Origin of the sequence: Nocardioides proteolyticus (assembly GCF_051280635.3) — a bacterium.
GTDB lineage: Bacteria > Actinomycetota > Actinomycetes > Propionibacteriales > Nocardioidaceae > Nocardioides.
Genome location: NZ_JBNBPO030000001.1, coordinates 194279 through 214664 on the forward strand (window position 1 = coordinate 194279; position 20386 = coordinate 214664).

Sequence of the window (20386 nt, forward strand, 5' to 3'; positions counted from 1 at the left end):
GGGCCCCGTGCCGACCCTCACCGTCCCGCGCCGGTTCAACGGCCCACCGACCTCCGGCAACGGCGGCTGGGTCGCCGGCGCGCTGGCCGCCAGGTCGCCGGACCCGGGTGCCGCGCTCACGGTGACGCTGCGGCTGCCACCGCCGCTCGAGGTGCCCCTCGACGTGCGCACCGGCGCGGAGGCCTCCGACACCGGCGTCGCCGTCCTCAGCCACGACGGGCGCACCGTCGCCGAGGCGCGGCCGGCGGAGCAGCGGCCGATCCCCGTCGCGCCGGTGGGCGTCGCCGAGGCGGAGGCGGCGGAGGCGTCGTACGCCGGGCACCGCAGCCACCCCTTCCCCAGCTGCTTCGTCTGCGGCACCGCCCGCGAGCCCGGTGACGGGCTGCGGATCTTCGCCGGTCCGGTCGCCGACGGGGCCGGCCCCCGGGTGGCCGCCACCTGGACGCCGCCGGAGAGCGACGTGCCGGTGACCTGGGCGGCGCTCGACTGCCCCAGCGCCTGGGCCAGCGACCTGGAGGAGCGGCCGCTGGTGCTCGGGCGGATGACCGTCGAGCTCCACAGCCTGCCGCGTCCCGAGGAGCGCCACGTCGTGGTCGGCGAGGTGCGCCGGACCGACGGGCGCAAGACGTTCACCGCGGCCACCCTCTACCGGCCGGGCGACGAGGTGGTCGCCGCCGCCGAGCACGTCTGGATCGCCATCGACCCGGCGGGCTTCCGGTGACCGCGCCCGGGTCCGCGCCGTGGTGGCGCGACGCCGTCGTCTACCAGGTCTACGTGCGCAGCTTCGCCGACGCCCACCCCGACGGCGGCGACGGCGTCGGGGACCTCCCCGGCATCACCGCGCGGCTGCCCTACCTGCGGGACCTCGGCGTGGACGCGCTGTGGATCACGCCGTTCTACACCTCGCCGCAGAAGGACCACGGCTACGACGTCGCCGACTACCGCGACGTCGACCCGCTCTTCGGCTCCCTCCACGACGTCGACACGCTCCTCGACACCGCGCACGGCCTCGGGCTGCGGGTGATCGTCGACCTGGTGCCCAACCACACCTCCGACCAGCACCCGTGGTTCCGGGCCGCGCTGGCGGCGCCGCCCGGCTCGCCGGAACGCGCCCGCTACCTCTTCCGCGACGGGCGCGGCGAGCACGGCGAGGAGCCGCCGAACAACTGGCAGTCGGTGTTCGGCGGGCCGGCCTGGACCCGGATCACCGAGCCCGACGGCACCCCGGGGCCGTGGTACCTGCACCTGTTCGACGCCACTCAGCCCGACCTCGACTGGCGCAACCCCGAGGTCGGCGACATGTTCGAGGACGTGCTCCGGTTCTGGCTCGACCGGGGCGCCGACGGCTTCCGGATCGACGTCGCCCACGGCCTCGTCAAGGAGGAGTCGCTGCGCGACCAGCAGGTGCGCGAGACGGAGCGCAAGAAGGCGGGCTCCATGGTCGAGCGGGTGGTGGAGGACGAGCCGATGTGGGACCAGCCGGAGGTGCACGACGTCTATCGCCGCTGGCGTCGCGTCCTCGACTCCTACCCCGGCGACCGGATGGCCGTGGCGGAGGCGTGGACCCAGACCGCCGAGTCGATGGCGCGCTTCGTCCGTCCCGACGAGCTGCACCAGGCGTTCAACTTCGGCTGGCTCGGCACCCGCTGGGCGGCCGCGGACTTCGCCGAGGTGATCACCGGCTCCATCGCCGCCGTGGCTGCGGCCGGCGCCGCACCCACCTGGGTGCTGTCCAACCACGACGTGGTCCGCCACCCGACGCGGTACGGCGGCGGGCGGGTCGGGCTCGCCCGCGCCCGCGCGGCCACGCTGGTGATGCTGGCGCTCCCCGGCTCGGCGTACCTCTACCAGGGCGAGGAGCTCGGCCTCGAGCAGGTGGACGTGGCTCCGGACGCGCGGCAGGACCCGGCGTGGTTCCGCACCGGCGAGCCGGGGCGGGACGGGTGCCGGGTGCCGATGCCCTGGTCCGGCGACCGGCCGCCGTACGGCTTCGGCCCGGGCGCCGGGCAGCCGTGGATCCCGCAGCCCGAGGACTGGGCGCGGCTCACCGTGGCGACGCAGGAGGCCGATCCCGGCTCCACCCTGGCCTTCTACCGGCGCGCGCTCGCGAGCCGCCGTGACGTGCTCGCGGGCGCGGACGAGGCGACGACCGCATCCGCGACCGGCGGCGTGCTGCGGGTGGTCCGCGGGGACCTCACCGTGCTGCTCAACACCGGCAGCGAGGGCGTCGCGCTCCCGGAGGGCGAGGTGCTGATCGCGAGTTCGCCGCTGCCGGCGGACGGCACCCTGCCGCCGGACACGGCGGTCTGGCTGGGGTGAGCCGCCGGGCTCAGCGGTCGGTCGGCGGGCTGAGCGCGTCGTTGTAGCGGCGGAGCATCGCGGCGAACTCGCCCAGCTCCTCGGCCGACCAGTCGCCGAGCCGCTCGTCGAGCGCCCGGCGCCGCATCTCCGCGACCGCCTCGATCCGCCGCTCCCCCTCCTCGCTGACCGTGAGCAGGGTGGCCCGACCGTCCTCGGGGTCGGGGGCCCGGTCGACCAGCCCGAGATCGATCAGGTGCTGGGTGTGCCGGCTGATCGCTCCCTTGTCGATGCCGAAGACCACGCCGATCACCGACGCGCGGACCGGCCCGTGGTCGCGGACGTAGCCGAGCAGCAGGTACGACGCCGGCTGCAGGTCCGGGTGGACGGCCTCCGCGCGCTCGCGGATCACCCGGCGGACCCGCCGGACCAGGACGCCGACCTCGGTCTCGATCCGCGCCACCATCTCGGCCCGCGCGGTCATCGGTCGGCCCTCCGGCCTGCGGAGCCTTCCGCGGGCGTCCCGCCCCGGTCGGCCTCGTCGGCGTCGATGTCGTACGCGGGGTAGTCCAGGGGCTCACCGCCCGAGACCAGCCCGGCCTCGACCTCCGACTCCGCGACGGTCGGCTCGAAGGACGTGCGCAGCGGCACCTCCTTGATGAACAGGATCGCGACGAAGGCCAGCAGCGCGAAGGGCACGGTGAGCAGGAAGATGTGGCCGACGGCGTCGCCGAACGCGTTCTCGTAGAGGGCCCGGATCGGGTCGGGCAGCGCCGCGAGGTCGGGGATGTCGCCGGTGGAGTGCTCCATCTCGGCCAGCTGCTCGGGCGTGACCCGTCCGGACGCGGCCAGCCGGCGGACGCCGGCGCCGACGTTGTCGGCCACGTCGTGGGCGAGCACGGCCCCGAGGGCCGACACGCCGACCGAGCCGCCGATCGACCGGAAGAAGGCGACGACCGAGCTCGAGGCGCCCAGGTCGGCGGGAGCGCTGGTGTTCTGCACGGCGAGGACCAGGTTCTGCATGGTCGCGCCGAGGCCGACGCCCACCAGCGCCATGTAGCCGCCCACCACGACCAGGGGCGTGTGGGCGTCGATGGTGCCGAGGAGGGCGAAGCCGCCCGTCACGAGCACCATCCCACCCACCAGCCACCGCTTCCAGACGCCGGTGCGGGTGATCACCCGGCCACTGGTGATGCTGGAGACCAGCAAGCCGCCGACCATCGCCACCGACATCAGTCCGGCCTCGGTGGGGCTCATCCCGCGGGCGAGCTGGAAGTACTGGCTGAGATAGACCGTCGCCCCGAACATGGCGACCCCGATCAGCACCGACGCCGCGGTGGCCAGCGACAGGGTCCGGTCGCGGAAGAGCCGGAGCGGGATCACCGGCTCCGCGGCGACCCGTGCCTCGACGAGCACGGCGAGGGCGACCAGGAGGAGCCCGCCGCCGACGAGGAGGACCGAGGTGCGGGAGACCCAGTCGAAGCTCTGCCCGGCGAGGCTGACCCACACGAGCACGAGGCTGATGCCGGCCATGATCAGGGTCGCGCCGGCGTAGTCGATCTTCACCGGTCGGCGTACCACCGGCAGGTGGAGGGTCTTCTGCAGCGTGACGAACGCCAGCAGCGCCACGGGCAGCATCACGAAGAAGCAGCCGCGCCACCCGAGCGGGCTGTCCACGATGAGACCGCCGAGGAGCGGCCCGCTCACCGTCGCCGAGGCGAAGACCGCCCCGATGTAGCCGCTGTAGCGACCGCGCTCGCGCGGAGGGACCATCGAGGCGATCACCACCTGGACCAGCGCCGTCAGGCCGCCCACCCCGAGGCCCTGGAAGGCGCGGGCGCCGATCAGGAAGCCCATGCTGCCGGCCAGGCCCGCGGCGATCGAGCCGAGACTGAAGATGACCAGGGCGACCTGGACCAGCAGCTTCTTGCTGAACAGGTCGGCGAGCTTGCCCCAGATCGGCGTGGTGGCGGTCATCGTGAGCAGGGTCGCGACCACGACCCAGGTGTAGCCGGTCTGGCTGCCCTCGAGATCGGTCACGATCCGCGGGAGCGCGTTGCTCACCACGGTGCTGGACAGCATCGCGACGAACATCGCGAGAAGGAGGCCGGTGAGCGCCTCCAGGATCTCCCGGTGGCTCATCTGACCGGGCGCGCTGGTGGGGGTCGATGTCATGCGGAGGGTGGTCCCGCTTCCTCACGAGGGTTGGTTGCCGACATCAACCATAAGCTGGATTGGTTGTGATCAGCAACCTTCCGTCGCCACGGGGAAGCGCACCCCGAGAAATGCGGCAGCCCGCAGGTGTGGTCGGAAGACCTCCCCCGGTGGACGGGCCGGGGTCACCTGCGGGCCGGGTGACTGCGTTGTATTCGCACGCAGCCGCGATCGTCCTGAGCTCAGACACCGGTGAAAGGGGTCCGGCTCGAAACGGCGGGCTGCTAGCGGACAGCCACCTCACGCGTCCTGAAAGAAATCATTCTTCGGACCACCTCCTTTCCCGTGTGCGACAACGGTAGGTCGCCGGTCAAGGCCGCACAACGGCATTTCCCGCGGCGGCGAACTGCGCGCGGTGCAACCGCGCGAACGCGCCGTCCCGCTCGAGCAGCTCGGCGTGCGAGCCCTGCTCCACGATCCGGCCGTCCTCCATGACGAGGATCAGATCGGCGTCGCGGATCGTGGAGAGCCGGTGGGCGATGACGAACGACGTCCGGTCGGTGCGCAGCGCGGCCATCGCCTTCTGCAGGAGCAGCTCGGTGCGGGTGTCGACCGACGACGTCGCCTCGTCGAGGATCAGCAGCGCCGGTTGCGCGAGGAACGCCCGGGCGATGGTGATCAGCTGCCGTTCGCCGGCGGAGAGGTTGGCGCCCTCGTCGTCGAGCCGGGTGTCGTAGCCGTCGGGCAAGGAGTGCACGAAGCGGTCGACGTACGTCGCCCGGGCGGCCTCGCGGATCTCCTCCTCGGTCGCGCCCGGCCGGCCGTAGGCGATGTTGTCGCGGATCGTCCCCTCGAACAGCCAGGTGTCCTGGAGCACCATGCCGACCCGGCTGCGCAGCTCGGCACGGGGCATCCGGGTGATGTCGACGCCGTCGAGGGTGATCCGGCCCGCGCGCAGCTCGTAGAACCGCATCACGAGGTTGACGAGCGTGGTCTTGCCCGCCCCGGTCGGTCCGACGATCGCCACCATCTGGCCGGGCGCGGCGACCAGCGAGAGGTCCTCGATCAGCGGCACGTCGGCGTCGTAGGAGAACGAGACCTGCTCGAACGTGACCTCCCCCGCGCCGCTGGCCGCTCCGTTCGCCACCGGGGAGGTCCCGGCCGGCCTGGTCTCCGCCGGGTCGACCTCCTCCTCGGCGTCGAGCAGCTCGAAGACCCGCTCGGCGGAGGCGACCCCCGACTGCAGCAGGTTGGCCATCGACGCGATCTGGGTGATCGGCTGGGTGAACATCCGCGTGTACTGCACGAACGCCTGCACCTCGCCGATGGTGAGCGCGCCGCTGGTCACCCGCAGTGCCCCCACGACGGCGATCACGACGTAGTTGAGGTTGCCGATCAGCATCATCACCGGCATCACCAGACCGCTGATGAACTGGGCGCGGTACGACGACTGGTAGAGCTCGTCGTTGGACCCGTCGAACTCGGCCTCCACCGCCCGTCGGCGGCCGAAGACGGTCACCAGGGCGTGCCCCGAGATCGTCTCCTCGATGTGGGCGTTGAGCCGGCCCGTCTGCCGCCACTGGCTGATGAACTGCCGCTGCGAGTGCTTCATGATCCGGCCGGTGGTCCACATCGCGAGCGGCACCGAGACCAGGGCGATCAGCGCGAGCAGCGGCGAGATCCAGAACATCATGCCCAGCACGCCGACCACCATCAGCAGCGAGGTGAGCAACTGGCTCATCGTCTGCTGCAGGTTCTGGGCGACGTTGTCGATGTCGTTGGTGACGCGGCTGAGCAGCTCGCCGCGGGGCTGCCGGTCGAAGTAGCCCAGCGGGAGCCGGTGCACCTTCTCCTCGACGTCGGAGCGCATCCGCCGGACGGTGTGCTGGACGATGTCGTTGACGAGCCAGCCCTGCAGCCAGCCGAGGACCTGCCCGCCGACGTAGATCGCCAGCGCCAGCAGGAGCACGTCGGCGACCGCGCCGAAGTCGACACCCTGTCCCGGCACCACGTCGAGGCCGCGGAGGAACTCGGCGTACTGGTCGTCGCCGCGGGCCTCTGCCGCCGCGACCACCTGCTCCTTGGTGGCACCCTCAGGCAGCCGGCCGCCGATGAACCCCTCGAACACGATGTCGGTCGCCTTGCCCAGCAGCCACGGGCCGACGGCGACGGACGCGACGGAGCCGATGCCGAGGAGCAGGACGGCGACGGCACGGCCGCGCGCCGGTCGCAGGAGGGCGAGCAGCCGCCGGGCGGAGCCGCCGAAGTCGTCGGCCTTCTGCCCCACCATCCCGCCGCCCATCGGGCCACGTCCGGGGCCCGGCCCCTGGACGACGCGCTCGGTCTGTCGCATCTGCTGCGGCGCCTGCTTTGACCCGGTCACGACGCGACCCCCTCCAGCGTGATGCCCTGCGACGCGGCGATCTCCTGGTAGGTCGGGTTGTCGGCCACCAGCTCGTCGTGGGTCCCGCGACCGATGACCCGGCCGTCCTCGAGCACCAGGATCAGGTCGGCGTCGCGGATCGTGGCGATCCGCTGGGCGACGACCAGGACCGTGGCGTCGCGCGTCACCGGCGCCAGGGCGCCGCGCAGCCGCGCGTCCGTCGCGACGTCGAGCGCGGAGAACGCGTCGTCGAACAGATAGATCTCCGGGCGCCTGACCAGGGCGCGGGCGATGGCGAGCCGCTGCCGCTGGCCGCCGGAGACCGTCGTACCGCCCTGGGCGACGGGGGTCTCCAGCTGCTGCGGCATCGCCCGCACGAAGTCGGCCGCCTGGGCGATCTCCAGGGCCTCCCAGAGCTCGGCGTCGGTCGCGTCCGGCCGGCCGTAGCGGAGGTTGGACGCGACGGTGCCGGAGAACAGGAACGCCCGCTGCGGCACCAGCCCGATCCGGGACCAGAGCAGCTCGGGGTCGAGGTCACGCACGTCGACGCCGTCGACCCGGACCGCACCGCGGGAGGCGTCGAGCAGCCGGGGCACCAGGTTGACCAGCGTCGTCTTGCCGGCGCCCGTCGAGCCGATCACGGCGACCGTCTGTCCCGGCCGAGCGCTGAACGTCACGTCGGACAGCACCGGCGCCTCCGCGCCGGGGTAGGTCAGGCCCACGCCGTCGAAGTCGAGGTGACCCGCGACGTCGACGTGCGTCACCGGCGCGGCCGGCGGCACCACCGACGAGGAGGTCTCGAGCACCTCGCCGACCCGGTCGGCGCTCACGGCGGCCCGCGGGACCATCATCAGCATGAACGTGCCCATCATCACCGACATCAGGATCTGCATCAGGTAGGCGAGGAACGCGGTGAGCGCGCCGACCTCCATCTCGCCGCTGTCGACGCGCTGGCCGCCGAACCAGATCACCCCGACGCTCGCGACGTTCGCGACGCCCATCACGACCGGGAACATCGCCGCCATCCAGCGTCCGGCACGGACCGCCACCTCGGTCAGGTCGTCGTTGGCGGCGGCGAAGCGTCGTACCTCGTGCGGCTCGCGGACGAAGGCCCGCACCACCCGGATGCCGGTGATCTGCTCGCGGAGGACCCGGTTGACGTCGTCGAGCCGGGTCTGCACCGACCGGAACGCCGGCACCATCCGCGACACGATCACCCCGATGCAGGCGAACAGCACCGGCACCACGGCGACGACGATCCAGGAGAGGCCGAGGTCCTCCCGCATCGCCATCACCACCCCGCCGACCATCATGATCGGGATCGTGACCGCCATCAGGCAGGTCATCATCGCCAGCATCTGGACCTGCTGGACGTCGTTGGTGGCGCGGGTGATCAGCGAGGGCGCGCCGAACCGGGAGACCTCACGGGCGGAGAAGCTGCCGATCCGCTTGAACAGCGCCTGCCGGAGGTCGCGGCCGAAGGCCATCGCGGCCTGGCCGCCGAACCACGCCGCCGTCATCGAGCAGGCGCCCTGCACGAGCGCCACGGCGAGCATCACCCCGCCGATCCGGACGATGTAGCCGGTGTCGCCGCGAGCGATGCCGTTGTCGATGATGTCGGCGTTGAGGCTCGGCAGGTAGAGCATCGCGACCGTCGCGGTGACCTGCAGCAGCACGATGGCGGTCAACCACCCGCGGTACGGCGCGAGGTAGCCGCGCAGCAGGCGGAGCAGCATCAGCGGTCCTTCCCGGACGGGTCCTGCCGTACGACGCCGTGGAGCAGCACGTCGACGATCTCGGCGGGGGTGAGCAGGCGGCCGTCGGCGATCTCCTGGTGGGACCCGGAGAAGGTGAGCAGCCGGAGCAGGTGCATCACACGCTCGGGAGACACGGCGAGTCGCGCGGCGTCGGGCTCGATGAGGGCGACCATCCGGGCGTTCGCCTCGCCCAGGGAGTGCTGCAGGCCGGGGTGGTCGCGAAGCTGCTCCGGCGGCGCGACCAGGCCCATGGCGCGCATCAGCCCGAAGATCGCCAGGAAGCGCTGCTGGAGGATCGACGCCATGGCCAGCAGCCGCTGCTCGAGCGGCAGCGCGCTGTCGATCTCGTCGAGCCGGCGGAGGAACTCGACCGGGTCGAAGCAGCGGGCCAGGGTCGCGTCGACGAGCTCCTCCTTGGACGCGAAGACCCGGAAGATGGTGCCCTCCGCGACCCCCGCCGCCTCCGCGATCAGCCGGGTCGTCACCGCCCGTCCGTGCTCGTAGAGCAGCGGCCGGGTCGCTGCGATCAGCGCCTCCCGGCGCTCCTCCGGGGACAGCGGCGCGGCACGGGGGGACATGCCGCCCACCCTAAGTGAGTGAGTACTCACTCACAACTCCCTTTCCGCCGACTTGGGGTTTCCGCCCCGCGACTTGGGGGTTCCGCCCCGCGACTTGGGGCTTCCGCCCGGCGAGCTGGGCCGGAGACCACAACTCGGCGGGCGCAAGGCACAACTCGGCGGGCGGAAACCCCAACTCGCGGGAAAAGGGTCACGCGGACGGCGGCGCGGCGGCAGGATCGGGGCATGACCATGGGGGCCGATGTTGACGCGCGCGCCGCGCTGGAGGCGCTGATCGAGGCGGCCGCGCCTGAGCCGCTGCCCGCGGACCAGGCGGTGGCGCTGCTGAAGCGGGCGGAGACCAGGGACGTGGAGGAGCTCGGGCGGCTGGCCTACCACGCGCTGACCGGCGTCGACCCCGGCTCCGGGGAGCCCGTGCCGCCGGCGGAGGCGCTGCCCGGCTTCCCGCCGTTCGTGGCCGAGGTGCTCAACCGGGCGATCGTCGGTCCCGAGGAGCGCAGGCCGACCCGGCAGGCCCTGCTCATCGTGCTGGAGACCGTGCCCGCCGCGGCCTGGCCGACGCGGCGGCCCGCCGAGCCGGCACCCGCCAAGCCGGCACCCGTCGAGTCCGCGACCGCCGCGGACCCCGGGCCGGTCCAGCAGGTGGCCGAGCCGCCGGTGGAGACGGTGGAGAGGGTGGAGACCGGGCCGGCCGGCCGCGGTGCCGAGGACGAGTTCCGCACGATGGTGGCGCCCCCGCACGACGTGCCGCGGTTCGAGCCGCTGTCGGGGGCCGGAGAGCTGCCCGGGCTGGACCGGGAGCGGCGCCGCCGCAGCGGGCGGCGCGGGCGGCGACGCCGCAGGCGCAGCGGCCCGATGGGAGCGGACCGCCGGCAGACGCTGGCCATGGTCGCGGCGATCCTGGCGCTCGTGGCGCTGGGGGCGCTCTACGCGGCCAACCGCCAGCCGGAGCAGCCGGTCGAGACCGGCGTCCCGGCCGAGGGAGCGCCGGCGTACGACGCTACGCCGCGGCTCGGCTGAGCAGGTCCTCGGCGGGCCGGCGGCGAAGGGTCGCGCGCGCCGCGCTCCGCGCGAGGGCGAAGCCGGCCGGGTCGAGCACCCGGCTCGCTGCCGGCCAGGCGAGCAGGAAGACGACCATGCTGGCGCACACCGCGGGGACCGTCCGGTCGACGAGGCCCGCGGCCGCGGCCGCACCCGCCGTCGCGGCCACGACCGGCAGCAGCGCCCGGCCCGGCACGACGCTGCCCGCGACCCGCGACAGCGCGGTGACCAGGATGACCGACTGGACGAGGAAGGCCAGGCAGGTGGTGACCGCCGCTGCCGTGATGCCCCAGACCGGGATCAGCCACAGGTTCAGCGCCACGTTGGTCGCGAGCGCCACGACACCCGCCAGCAGGACCACCGGGTCGGGGCGCAGGGCGAGGAGCACGGAGGCGCCGAGGTGCGCGATGCCGAACAGCACCGGCGCTGCGGCGAGGCCCAGCACGACGCCGGTGTGGGCGTACGCCGCGCCGAAGAGCAGCCCGACCAGGTCGTCGCCGCGGACGGCGAGGACCGCCCCGAACGGCAGGTACGCCGCGCACACCACGACGAACGCGCGTCGCGCCCACGTCCGCACGTGGTCGGCGTCGTCCGGCCGGCTCGCGACCACCGGCATGTAGGCCCGGGAGAGCGTCCAGCTCACGAAGAGCACCGACTCGAAGACCCGGTAGCCGGCACCGTAGACGCCGACGGCCGTGGTGCCGAGCAGCAGCCCGATCAGGGCCGCGTCGAGCCGGAAGATCCCCATGCTGGCGACCGCCCCCAGCCCCATCACCGGCGCAGCGGCGAGCACCAGCCGCGCCTCGCGGCCGCTGCCGCGCACCCGCAGGCGCGCCCCCGCACGGCGCGCCGCGACGTACATGCCGACGGCACCCACCGTGGTGCCGAGGAGGTAGCCGAGCGCACCGGCCAGGGGCTCGCCGGTCCTGAGCAGGGCCGCCGCGGTGAGCAGCAGCGCGGAGAACCGCTGCACCACGAGCACCACCGCGGAGAGCTGCTGCCGCTGCAACGCGCCACAGGCGGCCCGGGAGGCGTCGGTGAAGGTGTCGACCAAGCAGCTCGCCACCAGGACCACCACCGTCGTGGCGGCGTCGGCGCCCATCGTGGCGAACAGCACCGGCGTGGCCACGCCGAGCACCGCAGCGGAGAGCACCGCCCGGATCGCCACCAGGGCGCCGAAGCACCGGTCGAGCAGGTCCGGTCGAGCGCTGCCCAGCTGCACGACGCGGGAGTCGAGGTCCAGCGAGGACACCACCGCGAGCAGCAGGCCGAGGCTGAGGCCGAAGGAGAGCAGGCCGAACTCGGCGACGCCCAGGAGCCGGGCCATCAGCAGGAACATCAGGAAGGTGGCGACCTTCCCCAGCAGCTCCGACACCCCGAGCGCCAGCACCGTGGCGCCGGTACGACGCAGCGCGTCGTGCCGCCCGACGGCCTCGGTCATCGCGCGACGAGCCGGCGGACCGCGGCCTCCGGCAGCGCCGCCTTGACCCGGCGCCGGGCCGCCGACTCCCACGCGTCGACCGTCGTGACCACGGCATGCGACACGGCACGCAGCTCGACCCGGCGCAGCTCCGCATTGCCGAACTTGGAGTCGGTCCGCCCCCGGAGCCAGTCGAACGTCGTGACCGACGGGTCCTCGGCGGCCGCCGCCACGGCGAGCAGGTCGCAGACCACGCCGCCGCGATAGGCCTGCAGGTCCTCGGCGACGCGGCCGTCGTAGAGCCGGTGCGTGTCGCCGTCGAGGACGGCGAGGCCGTAGCCGGCCGCCCGCCCGTCCACGGCGAGCAGATGGATCCTCGCACGCCCCTCCCCCACCAGCCTCCGGACCACGGCTTCGTAGAACGCCAGCACCTGCGGGTCGTCGAGGTGGCTGCGTCGCCCCGACGCGTGGTCGCGGCGGCGGCGCAGCTCCACGACCGCAGGCAGCCACCGCTCGAGCGCGGGCAGGTCCTCGACCACGACCGTCTCCCAGCCGCGGCCGTCGGCCTCGATCCGGTTGATGGCGTTGTTGAGCTTCTTGCGCCGGTTGCGGCTCAGGACGTAGTCGGTGCCCACCCCGCTGATCCGGGGCATCGGCGGCCCGGCGTGCACCGAGGCGTGAGGCAGCCGACCGAGGAGCGCCGCGAGGACCGGGGCGTCCTCCGCGAGCTGCCCGAGCGACAGCGACCACCGCCGCTGGCCGGCGAGCCAGGTCGCGATCGCGTCCGCCAGCGCCTCGGCCGCCCGCAGGTCGGCGTGGAAGAGCTGGCCGTAGTCGTTGAGGTCGCCGCCGAGCAGCTCGACCCGGCGCACCCCGCGGCGGCCGGCGACGGCGAGCGCGGCGACCGCGACCGGCTCGTCACCCGCGCTGACCGTGACCACGACCGGCTCCGCGGGAAGGTGCCGTGCGGCGGCGTCGAGCCAGGCGGCGGAGGTGCAGAACGCCTCACTGTGCCGGTCGACGAACTCGGAGAGCTCGGCCAGCCGGGCCACCGCCCGGTCACCGAGCGCGACGTCGGACGCGAGCAGGGGGGTCATCGGATCTCCTGGGGGTCGGGGACGAGCCCGGCGGCCCATCGTCGGGCGTCGAGCCAGCGGGCTCGGCGACGCGCTGCCTTGGTGGGGTCGAGCTCACGCGGCGGCACGGTCACCTCGGTGGCGTAGGTGCGCAGCGCCAGCCAGCGCAGCTGGACCCCGAGGGCCGGCCGCTGACGAGCGGCGACCGAGTCCACGAGCAGGCGCCATGCGGCGTGGGCGGTCTCCGCCTCCTGCAGGTCGACGACCAGCCGCACGAAGTCCTGGTGGCGCGGCCCGACGGCGGTGAACTCCCAGTCGATGACGGTGACGTGGCCTGCTGCGCTCGTGTTCAGGACGTTGGCCCGGTGGTAGTCGTTGTGGCTGGTGACGTCATGGGGCAGCGCCTCGAACGCGGTGCGCGCAGCGGTCAGGGTCCGCGGGTCGATGCCGGCCCGCACCAGGCGGGCCACCCGGGTCGGGACCGTACGACGCGGGGCGCGCCAGGTCGCGCCCCGGGTCGTGAACCGCGGATGCGGCAGCCGCTGGATCCGGTGCGACATCTCGAGGGCCGCGGCGACGTACTGCGCCGACTCCGCCGGGTCCTCGTGGACACGACGGCTCACGAGCCATCGGTCGGCGGCGTCCTTCGCGACCGTCTCGGCCGTCGGGATCCCGTGGCGCGTCGCCCAGGCGCGGCCCTCGACCTCCCTGCGGATCCGCAGCACGTCGCCCGGCTCCTCGGCCTCGTAGACGACCAGCTCGGGGTCCCGTCGATAGCTCCTCAGCTCGCTCACCGGCTCACCCCGCCGCCAGGTCGACGAGGACCCGTGAGCGCCGGTCGAACCACGCCAGGGTGTGCTCGACCCCGTCCGCCAGGTCGAGCTCGGGCCGCCAGCCCAGCAGCCGACCGGCCCGCTCGCTGCGGGTGTAGGCCCCGACGGAGTCCCCCGGGCGCCGCGGCGCCTCCACCACCGGCACCCGGCGTCCGGTGACGTCCTCGAACGTGGCGACCAGCTGGCGGACGGTGGTGCCCCGACCGGTGCCCAGGTCGATCGCCGCGGACGGTGCGCCGTCGAGCGCGCGGTCGAGGTCCTCGACGGCCGCGACGTGGGCGCGCGCGAGGTCCCACACGTGGACGTAGTCGCGGATGCCGGTGCCGTCGACCGTCGGGTAGTCCACGCCGGTGATCGTGAACGGCGTGCCGGTGCGGTGGGCGCGCACGAGGGCACCGAGCGCGTGGCTGGGGCTGCTGGCCGGGAGACCCGTGCGCAGCAGCGGGTCGACGCCGACCGGGTTGAAGTAGCGCAGCGAGAGCACCCGCAGCTCCGTCGCCGCAGCGACGTCGGCGAGCATCCGCTCGGCCACAGCCTTCGTGCGGGCGTAGGGGCTGGTGGGGTTCCAGGGTGCGGACTCGTCGACGGTCAGGTCGGGTCCGGGCTCGTAGATGGACGCCGAGCCGCTGAACACGACGTCGGTCACCCCGCAGTCGAGAAGCGTCTCGACCAGGGACAGCGTGCCGACGACGTTGGTGCGGTAGTAGCCGGCGGGCGCGGCCACCGACTCCGGCACCACCACGCGGGCCGCGCAGTGCACCACTGCGCTGATCCCCGGGTGCTCGGCGACGATGCGGCGGAGGAGCCGGCGGTCCGCCACGTCGCCGACGTACGCGGTGTGGCCGCGGAGGAACTCCCGCCGCCCGGTCGACAGGTCGTCGAGCACGACGGGGCGGTGGCCGGCGTCACCGAGGGCGGACACGACGGTGCTGCCGATGTAACCGGCACCGCCGGTGACGAGGACGTCCATGTCAGCGACACCTCCACGGCACGTGGGGGCGTACGCCGGGAGGCAGCGCGTAGGCGACCACGCGGTCCAGGCGCAGGGACCGGGGCACGGGGTGGAACAGGTGGAGCCGGACCTCTCCGGTGCGGTCGGCGCCGAGGCAGAACCGCCCGGAGATCACCTGGCTCACCCGGCCGTCCGGACCTGCGAGGAACGCCTGGACGGCCACGTAGCGGACCGGCGCCCGGCCGCGGGCGGCCAGCCGGGCCACGACCACGGTGTCGTCGGCGCGCCGCTCCAGCCGCGGGCGCCGCACCGCCACCCGCGGCACCGCACGCTCCGCCGGCTCCGCGGACACGGGCTCGACCTCGACGGCGGCGACGTCACGGGCCGACGGTCCCAGCTCCGCGAACAGCCCGAAGCTCCTGCCCGGCGGCAGTCCGACGACGGTGCAGCAGACGTCGCGCTCGGACCCGGTCGTGGACACGACGGTGGCGCCCGACTCGTCGAGGGCGGTGATCCGCACGCGCAGCTCCTCGATGACCTCCGTCGACCGGTTGCGCACCTCGACCGCCAGCTGGCCGCTGGCCCGTCCCCACGACACCACCTCGAGGATCGGCACGGACCCCGCGTCGTCGGGGTCCGTCGGGTCCGGCGTCTCGACCTCCTGGGCCGGGCCATCGGGCGAGGCGCTCACGGCGGGGGTGGCCGGGCTTCGGCCGGCTCCGCCGTCCCCGTCGGCGCCCGTCATCAGCAGGTAGCCGGCCACGATGCCCAGGACGATCAGCGCGAGTCCGGCGTAGACGGGCCAGCGACGACGCCGGTTGTCGCTCCAGGGACTCATCGGGTTCCTCCTGCGGTGACGTGGGGCGCGTCGGCGCGGGCGGCGACGCGGACGTAGAGCTCTCGGTAGCGGTCGACCATCAGCCGGCTGCCGAAGCGCTCCGCCACCAGCGCGCGACCGCGCTCGGCGAGCAGTGCGCGCAGCTCGGCGCTGCCGACCACGTCGCGGAGGGCCGCTAGCAGCGCAGGGGCAGAGCCGGGGGCGACGAGCAGTGCCGCGTCGCCGAAGTGCTCGTCGACCCCGGCGACGCGGGACGCCACCACCGGGAGGCCGGCCGCCATCGCCTCCAGCACGGCGATCGGCAACCCCTCCCAGTCGGTGGGCAGCACGAGGAAGTCGCTGGCCGCCAGCAGCCGGCCGACGTCGGACCGCTCCCCCAGCCGTCGTACGACGCCTGCGAGGCCGTGCCGCGCGACGGCAGCGTCGATCCGGGGCCGGTTGGGGCCGTCGCCGGCCAACAGCAGCAGCGCGCGCCCGTCGAGGTGCCGCCAGGCCTCGAGGAGCAGGTCGTGGCGCTTCTGGTCCACCATCCGGGCGAGGCAGAGACCCACGACCGCGTGCCGCGGCAGGCCGAGGTCGGCCCGGGCGCTCTCACGGTCGCAGCAGTCGGGCGGCGGCACCGCGTTGGGCACCACCTCGATCCGCGACTCCGGGAATCCGGCGCCGACCAGCTGCTCGGCGAGGTGGGGCGAGACGGCGACGACGCGGTCGGCGGCCCGGCGCAGCAGCCGGGCCGCCCGCGGGAGCTCCGCAACCGGGACGCCGTGCAGCGTGGTGAGCACCGGGACCTGTCGGCCGAAGGCCAGACGGGCGACGAGCGTGGCCTTCGGGTTGTGCGCGTGCACCAGGTCGGGCCGGTCGACCGCCCGCAGCCGTCGCACCGCAGCCGCCAGGGCGCGCGGTCCGCGACCGGCGAGCGGGACGGGCAGGTGTCCGACGCCCGCCGAGCGCAGCTCCGCGACGCGGTGGCCGGGCGTGCTCGCGACCGCGACGCGGTGGCCGTCCGCCACGGCCGCGGCGGCCAGCGTCACCGCGACCACCTCGGCGCCGCCGACACCCAGCTCGGCGATGACCATCTGCACCCTCATCCGGCCACTCCCGCGTAGATCTCGAGCAGCGACCTGACGGTGTGCTCGATCCCGAACTCGGTGGCCACCCGTGCCCGACCGGCGGCCCCGAGGCGGTGTCGCAGGGCTGGCCGGCCGGCCAGCAGCGCCAGCGCGGCCGCCAGGTCGGCCGGTGAGCCGGGCGGGACGAGAAGACCGTCGCGGCCGTGGCGGACGATCTCGGGCACGCCACCGACCCGCGTGGCCACGACGGGCAGGCCGCACGCCATCGCCTGCAGCAGCGCCATCGGGCACGCCTCCGCCGCGGAGGGCAGCACGAACACGTCGCCCGCACGCAGGTGCGGCGCCGGATCGGCGCAGTGGCCGGTGAGCCGCACGCGGGCGCTGCTGCCGGCTGCGGCGGCCGCGGCCTCGATGCGCGGCCGCTCCGGTCCGTCGCCGACCAGCACCAGCTCCACCTCCGGCACCAGCGCCGCCGCGCGCACCAGGTCGGGCACCCGCTTGACCGGCTGCATCACGCCCAGCCAGACGACGCGGACCGTCGGAGTCTCCGATGCGGTGGTCGTCGGGGGCTCGCGGAGCCAGGAGGGCCCCACCCCGTTGGGCACGGCGTGGACGCGGTCCGCCGGGACGCGGACGTGGTCGCGGGCGTAGCCGGCCAGCGCCGCGCACGGCGTCACCACGGCCGACCGGGGAGTCGCGGCGAGCAGCCGCTCCAGCCGCAGGTAGGCCCAGCGGTCGCCCCGCCGCCGAGCGGCGACCTCGAGGTTGCCCGGGACCAGTGCGGCCAGCTGGTCGGGCACGCCGTGCAGCGTGTAGACCGACGGCCTGCCCTGCCGCGCCGCGAGCAGCCGGCCGACCAGGCCGGCCCGGCGGTCCTGCAGGTGCAGGACGTCCGGCGCGACCCGGCCGACGACGCCGGCGGCGGCGCGGGCGCCGGCCAGGTCGTGCCTGCTGCGGACCGCGACCCGGTGGGTCCGCACACCGGACCCCGCCGCGACCGTCAGGTGCTCGCCCGGCGGCCCGGCCAGATGGCTGTCGTGGCCCTGTCGGGCGAGCTCGACGGCCACCTCGACCGCGTGGTCGACCGGTCCGCCGCGCGTCTGGGTCAGCAGCTGGAGCACCCGCACGCCGCTCACCCCGCCTCGGCCCGCGGACGGGCCGGGTCGAGGGCGATGCCGAGGGCCGCCAGCAGCCAGACCGGCAGGTAGAACTGCTCGCTGAGGAAGCAGGCGGCCACCAGGGTGCCGGCGAAGCCGACCAGCACGGCGTCGCCGAGCCACCGCAACTGGGGGCGGCGGCGGGCGCGGGCGGCCCCGCGGACGCCGTAGCCGAGGACGGCGAGGAACGCGACCAGGCCCACGATGCCCAGCTCGGCGCTCACGTCGAGGTACATCTGGTGGGCGACCGTCTGGTCGACGGACACGACGCCCGCGGGCACGAACTCCCCGCGGGCCGCGGCGAACCCGCCCGGGCCCTGGCCCAGCAGCGGGCGGTCGGTGGTCATCGCCGCCGCCATCGACACCGTGGTGAGCCGCAGGTCCACGTTGGCGGCGGCGACGTGCTCCTTCTCCGCGAGGCTGCGCGTGACGACGTCCGCGTGGGTCAGCCACAGGGCGCCGACGGCGGCCACGGCGACCGCCGCCACGGCGAGGGCCACCGTGGCCCGGAGCGCGCCGAGGACGACGGCGACCGCGGCCATCACGACGAGAGCGATCACGGCTCCGCGGGAGAACGTGGCGAGCGTGCCGACCACCAGCACGCCGCCGGCCGCGGCGAGCACGAGGACGGGCAGCCGACGTCGGGCGACCAGCAACAGCGCCAGTGCCGCGACCAGGAAGAACGCCAGGTCGTTGGGGTCCGCGAGCGGTCCGGACGCTCGGCCGCCCCGGCCGAGGAAGCCCAGCAGCCCGACCGCGGCCGCGGCGGTGCCGGACGCCGCGAACACCAGGGCCAGCCGCGTCGCGAAGGTCACCGGGTCCGGCCGGGCCCGCCGCACGGTGTCGACGAGCACCACCACGACCAGGGCGTACGACGCATAGCTGACCGCGTGGTCGAGGCCCGCCCGCGGATCCGCTCCGCGCGCCACGAACGAGCCGAGCACGGTGAGGGCGAGGGCGCCGACGGCGTACACGCCCGGGTGCCGGAGCGCGACCCGCGGCTGGTGCGCCAGCCGCACCAGCCAGGAGAAGAACAGGAGCGCGCCCACCGCCTTCACCGCGCCCGGGTGGACCTCGCGCAGGAGGTCGCCGAACGGCTCGACGGCGACGAGGGCGAGGGCGGCCCACTCGATCCGCGCCACGGCGATCGCCACGGCGGCCGCGGCCACGACCGCGACCAGGGTCGCGCGGGGCGCCAGCACCGCGGCGGTCGCGCCGCCGAGGCCGGCCGCGATCGCCGCCGCCGTCACCGCGGCCCGACCGGCCCAGTCGGTACGGGCCCAGTCGAAAGTGGCCCGGTCGGCCGGGACCAGGCTGCGGTCCAGGAACAGGAGCGTGGCCGCGTAGGCGACGGTCGCCGCGACTCCGACGACGGCGAGCGTGACCATCGACACCGGCGGCAGGACCGGCAGGCGCAGCAGCGCCAGGGCGCTCGCGGCCATGACCACCGCCGCGGCGGCGACGGGGGCCAGCCGACGCGCCAGGGTGCGGACCAGCCGCGCCCACAGCGCGGGCGGCACCCGGCGGCCGACCACCAGCACGGCGGCGACCAGCGTCACCAGCCCCGCCGCCAGCTGGGCCGCGGCCACCGCGGTGACCCCGCTGTCGACGTAGCGCACCAGGAGGACGAGGAGGACGCCGACGTGCAGGGCGCCCAGGCCGAGGACGTCGGAGGTCCGGCCCACCGACCTGAGCGCGACGAGGAGGAGCTCCAACGCGCTCAGCACCAGGCCGTAGCCGGCGAGCCACCGCAGCGCCGGGACCGCGGCCGACCACTGCTCGCCGAGGAGCTGCAGCTGCGGCGCCAGGACGAGCACGGCGACGTACGCCGGCACCACCACCGCGTGCAGCACCACCGCCGCGTCGACGACCGACCGCCACAGCGCGTCCCCACGCATCCGGCACAGGTGTGCGAACACCGCGCCGCCGATCACCATCGCGATCAGCAGGTAGGGCAGGTAGGCGATCCGGAAGGCCATCGAGTAGACGCCCACGTCGTGGACGCCGAGCCGGTTGGCGATGAGGAGGTAGTCGACGTTGAGCACGAGCAGCGCGAGCAGCCCGCTGCCGGCGAGGCTGACGCCGTACGACAGCAGCGTGGCCGCGTCGCGGCGCGACCAGCCGAGGCGGACCAGCGGCCGGAGCCGCCACACCAGCAGCAGGGACACCAGCGCCTGGGCGACGGTTCCGTAGACGAGGGAGAAGGCACCCTCACCCGACGCCAGTGCGGCCACGGTGACCACGGCGCCGACCAGGTTGCCCGCGATGTCGGGTAGCACCCGCCGCCGGAAGTCCAGGGCCCGGCGCAGCAGCTCGCAGCTCACGCCGGCGACGGAGGCCAGCGGCACGGCGAGGACGACGCCGCGGAACACCTCCGCGCCGGCCTCCCCCACGCTCAGCAGCGTGCTGAGCCAGGGCGTGGCGAGCCACACGAGCGCGACGAGGGCCATCGAGGTGGCCAGCGCCACGGTGACGGCCGTGCGCGCCGCCCGCTCGGCGTCCCCACGGAAGTGCACCAGCGCGGTGCTGGTGCCGAGGCCCGCGACGACGGTCGTCACGTTGAGCACCACGGCTCCGAGCGAGATCACGCCGAACGCGTCAGGCTCCAGCACGGCGGCGAAGACGAGGAGGACCGCGGTCTGCGCCGCCTTCGACACGACCGCGCCGACCGCCAGCCAGCCGGCACCGGAGACCGGACCCGAGACGGGAGCCGGCTCCTCGGGCGCGCGCACGCCCCGGTCCGGCGACCGCACGGCGGGCGCCGGGTCGGGCGCCAGGTCCGGCGCGAGCATGGTCATGCCCCTCTGGTGCGCGCGGGGGCGCGCATTG

At 74.7% G+C, this 20386-nt stretch carries 16 protein-coding genes; 3 read left to right on the forward strand and 13 right to left on the reverse strand.

Going from position 1 to position 20386, the window contains the following annotated elements; translation table 11 throughout:
* Positions 1-7 precede the first annotated feature (7 nt).
* Together ACPOLA_RS00975 and ACPOLA_RS00980 are read left to right on the forward strand one after the other, a co-directional pair.
* Positions 8-721, forward strand: coding sequence for a hypothetical protein (locus tag ACPOLA_RS00975; RefSeq protein WP_435768478.1), 714 nt, complete (start codon positions 8-10; stop codon positions 719-721).
* Entirely contained in the window at positions 718-2319 is a 1602-nt protein-coding gene (locus tag ACPOLA_RS00980; protein ID WP_435768479.1) for a glycoside hydrolase family 13 protein, read from the forward strand. Before ACPOLA_RS00975 ends, ACPOLA_RS00980 begins: the two co-directional genes overlap by 4 nt.
* 10 nt (positions 2320-2329) lie before the next feature.
* Here ACPOLA_RS00980 and ACPOLA_RS00985 read toward each other — a convergent pair whose 3' ends face one another.
* From ACPOLA_RS00985 to ACPOLA_RS01005, 5 genes are all read right to left on the reverse strand, one after another.
* Positions 2330-2782: a MarR family winged helix-turn-helix transcriptional regulator gene (locus ACPOLA_RS00985; RefSeq protein ID WP_435768480.1), complete on the reverse strand. Its 453-nt coding sequence runs from the start codon at positions 2780-2782 to the stop codon at positions 2330-2332.
* Positions 2779-4473: an MDR family MFS transporter gene (locus tag ACPOLA_RS00990; protein WP_435768481.1), complete on the reverse strand. Its 1695-nt coding sequence runs from the start codon at positions 4471-4473 to the stop codon at positions 2779-2781. Before ACPOLA_RS00990 ends, ACPOLA_RS00985 begins: the two co-directional genes overlap by 4 nt.
* Positions 4474-4822: 349 nt before the next feature.
* Complete coding sequence (locus tag ACPOLA_RS00995) at positions 4823-6805, reverse strand: ABC transporter ATP-binding protein (protein ID WP_435768512.1); 1983 nt, start codon at positions 6803-6805, stop codon at positions 4823-4825.
* Positions 6806-6831: 26 nt separating this feature from the next.
* Positions 6832-8571 carry an ABC transporter ATP-binding protein gene (locus tag ACPOLA_RS01000; RefSeq protein ID WP_435768482.1) on the reverse strand — a complete coding sequence of 580 codons (1740 nt, stop codon included), beginning with the start codon at positions 8569-8571 and terminating at the stop codon, positions 6832-6834.
* Entirely contained in the window at positions 8571-9170 is a 600-nt protein-coding gene (locus ACPOLA_RS01005; RefSeq protein WP_435768483.1) for a TetR/AcrR family transcriptional regulator, read from the reverse strand. Before ACPOLA_RS01005 ends, ACPOLA_RS01000 begins: the two co-directional genes overlap by 1 nt.
* A gap of 225 nt (positions 9171-9395) precedes the next feature.
* Between ACPOLA_RS01005 and ACPOLA_RS01010 the strand changes: the two genes are divergently transcribed.
* Positions 9396-10190 carry a serine/threonine-protein kinase gene (locus ACPOLA_RS01010; protein ID WP_435768484.1) on the forward strand — a complete coding sequence of 265 codons (795 nt, stop codon included), beginning with the start codon at positions 9396-9398 and terminating at the stop codon, positions 10188-10190.
* Here the strand turns inward: ACPOLA_RS01010 and ACPOLA_RS01015 are convergent.
* The 8 genes from ACPOLA_RS01015 to ACPOLA_RS01050 are packed head-to-tail and all read right to left on the reverse strand — an operon-like array spanning position 10171 to position 20355.
* Complete coding sequence (locus ACPOLA_RS01015; RefSeq protein WP_435768485.1) at positions 10171-11652, reverse strand: oligosaccharide flippase family protein; 1482 nt, start codon at positions 11650-11652, stop codon at positions 10171-10173. The genes ACPOLA_RS01010 and ACPOLA_RS01015 overlap by 20 nt on opposite strands.
* A complete protein-coding gene (locus ACPOLA_RS01020; RefSeq protein ID WP_435768486.1) occupies positions 11649-12728 on the reverse strand; it encodes a GNAT family N-acetyltransferase in 1080 nt (359 codons plus the stop codon). Before ACPOLA_RS01020 ends, ACPOLA_RS01015 begins: the two co-directional genes overlap by 4 nt.
* On the reverse strand, positions 12725-13501 hold the full coding sequence (locus tag ACPOLA_RS01025) for a phosphotransferase (RefSeq protein ID WP_435768487.1): 777 nt from the start codon (positions 13499-13501) through the stop codon (positions 12725-12727). Before ACPOLA_RS01025 ends, ACPOLA_RS01020 begins: the two co-directional genes overlap by 4 nt.
* A gap of 4 nt (positions 13502-13505) precedes the next feature.
* A complete protein-coding gene (gene galE, locus ACPOLA_RS01030) occupies positions 13506-14510 on the reverse strand; it encodes a UDP-glucose 4-epimerase GalE (protein ID WP_435768488.1) in 1005 nt (334 codons plus the stop codon).
* Between the two features lies 1 nt (position 14511).
* Positions 14512-15330 (reverse strand): hypothetical protein, encoded by an 819-nt coding sequence (locus ACPOLA_RS01035; protein ID WP_435768489.1) that lies wholly within the window; start codon positions 15328-15330, stop codon positions 14512-14514.
* Positions 15327-16418 carry a glycosyltransferase gene (locus ACPOLA_RS01040; protein WP_435768490.1) on the reverse strand — a complete coding sequence of 364 codons (1092 nt, stop codon included), beginning with the start codon at positions 16416-16418 and terminating at the stop codon, positions 15327-15329. The genes ACPOLA_RS01035 and ACPOLA_RS01040 overlap by 4 nt, the downstream gene beginning before the upstream one ends.
* Complete coding sequence (locus ACPOLA_RS01045; RefSeq protein WP_435768491.1) at positions 16415-17536, reverse strand: glycosyltransferase family 4 protein; 1122 nt, start codon at positions 17534-17536, stop codon at positions 16415-16417. The genes ACPOLA_RS01040 and ACPOLA_RS01045 overlap by 4 nt, the downstream gene beginning before the upstream one ends.
* Complete coding sequence (locus ACPOLA_RS01050; RefSeq protein WP_435768492.1) at positions 17533-20355, reverse strand: oligosaccharide flippase family protein; 2823 nt, start codon at positions 20353-20355, stop codon at positions 17533-17535. The genes ACPOLA_RS01045 and ACPOLA_RS01050 overlap by 4 nt, the downstream gene beginning before the upstream one ends.
* Between the last annotated feature and the right edge of the window lie 31 nt (positions 20356-20386).

Excerpts from the sequence above, each read along its gene's own strand:
- ACPOLA_RS00995 (WP_435768512.1), bottom strand. The coding sequence starts at position 6,805 with ATGCGACAGACCGAGCGCGTCGTCCAGGGGCCGGGCCCCGGACGTGGC.
- ACPOLA_RS01035 (WP_435768489.1), bottom strand. The coding sequence starts at position 15,330 with ATGAGTCCCTGGAGCGACAACCGGCGTCGTCGCTGGCCCGTCTACGCC.
- ACPOLA_RS00990 (WP_435768481.1), bottom strand. The coding sequence starts at position 4,473 with ATGACATCGACCCCCACCAGCGCGCCCGGTCAGATGAGCCACCGGGAG.
- ACPOLA_RS01000 (WP_435768482.1), bottom strand. The coding sequence starts at position 8,571 with ATGCTGCTCCGCCTGCTGCGCGGCTACCTCGCGCCGTACCGCGGGTGG.
- galE (WP_435768488.1), bottom strand. The coding sequence starts at position 14,510 with ATGGACGTCCTCGTCACCGGCGGTGCCGGTTACATCGGCAGCACCGTC.
- ACPOLA_RS01015 (WP_435768485.1), bottom strand. The coding sequence starts at position 11,652 with ATGACCGAGGCCGTCGGGCGGCACGACGCGCTGCGTCGTACCGGCGCC.
- ACPOLA_RS01050 (WP_435768492.1), bottom strand. The coding sequence starts at position 20,355 with ATGACCATGCTCGCGCCGGACCTGGCGCCCGACCCGGCGCCCGCCGTG.
- ACPOLA_RS01010 (WP_435768484.1), top strand. The coding sequence starts at position 9,396 with ATGACCATGGGGGCCGATGTTGACGCGCGCGCCGCGCTGGAGGCGCTG.
- ACPOLA_RS01005 (WP_435768483.1), bottom strand. The coding sequence starts at position 9,170 with ATGTCCCCCCGTGCCGCGCCGCTGTCCCCGGAGGAGCGCCGGGAGGCG.
- ACPOLA_RS01040 (WP_435768490.1), bottom strand. The coding sequence starts at position 16,418 with ATGAGGGTGCAGATGGTCATCGCCGAGCTGGGTGTCGGCGGCGCCGAG.
- ACPOLA_RS00985 (WP_435768480.1), bottom strand. The coding sequence starts at position 2,782 with ATGACCGCGCGGGCCGAGATGGTGGCGCGGATCGAGACCGAGGTCGGC.
- ACPOLA_RS01020 (WP_435768486.1), bottom strand. The coding sequence starts at position 12,728 with ATGACCCCCCTGCTCGCGTCCGACGTCGCGCTCGGTGACCGGGCGGTG.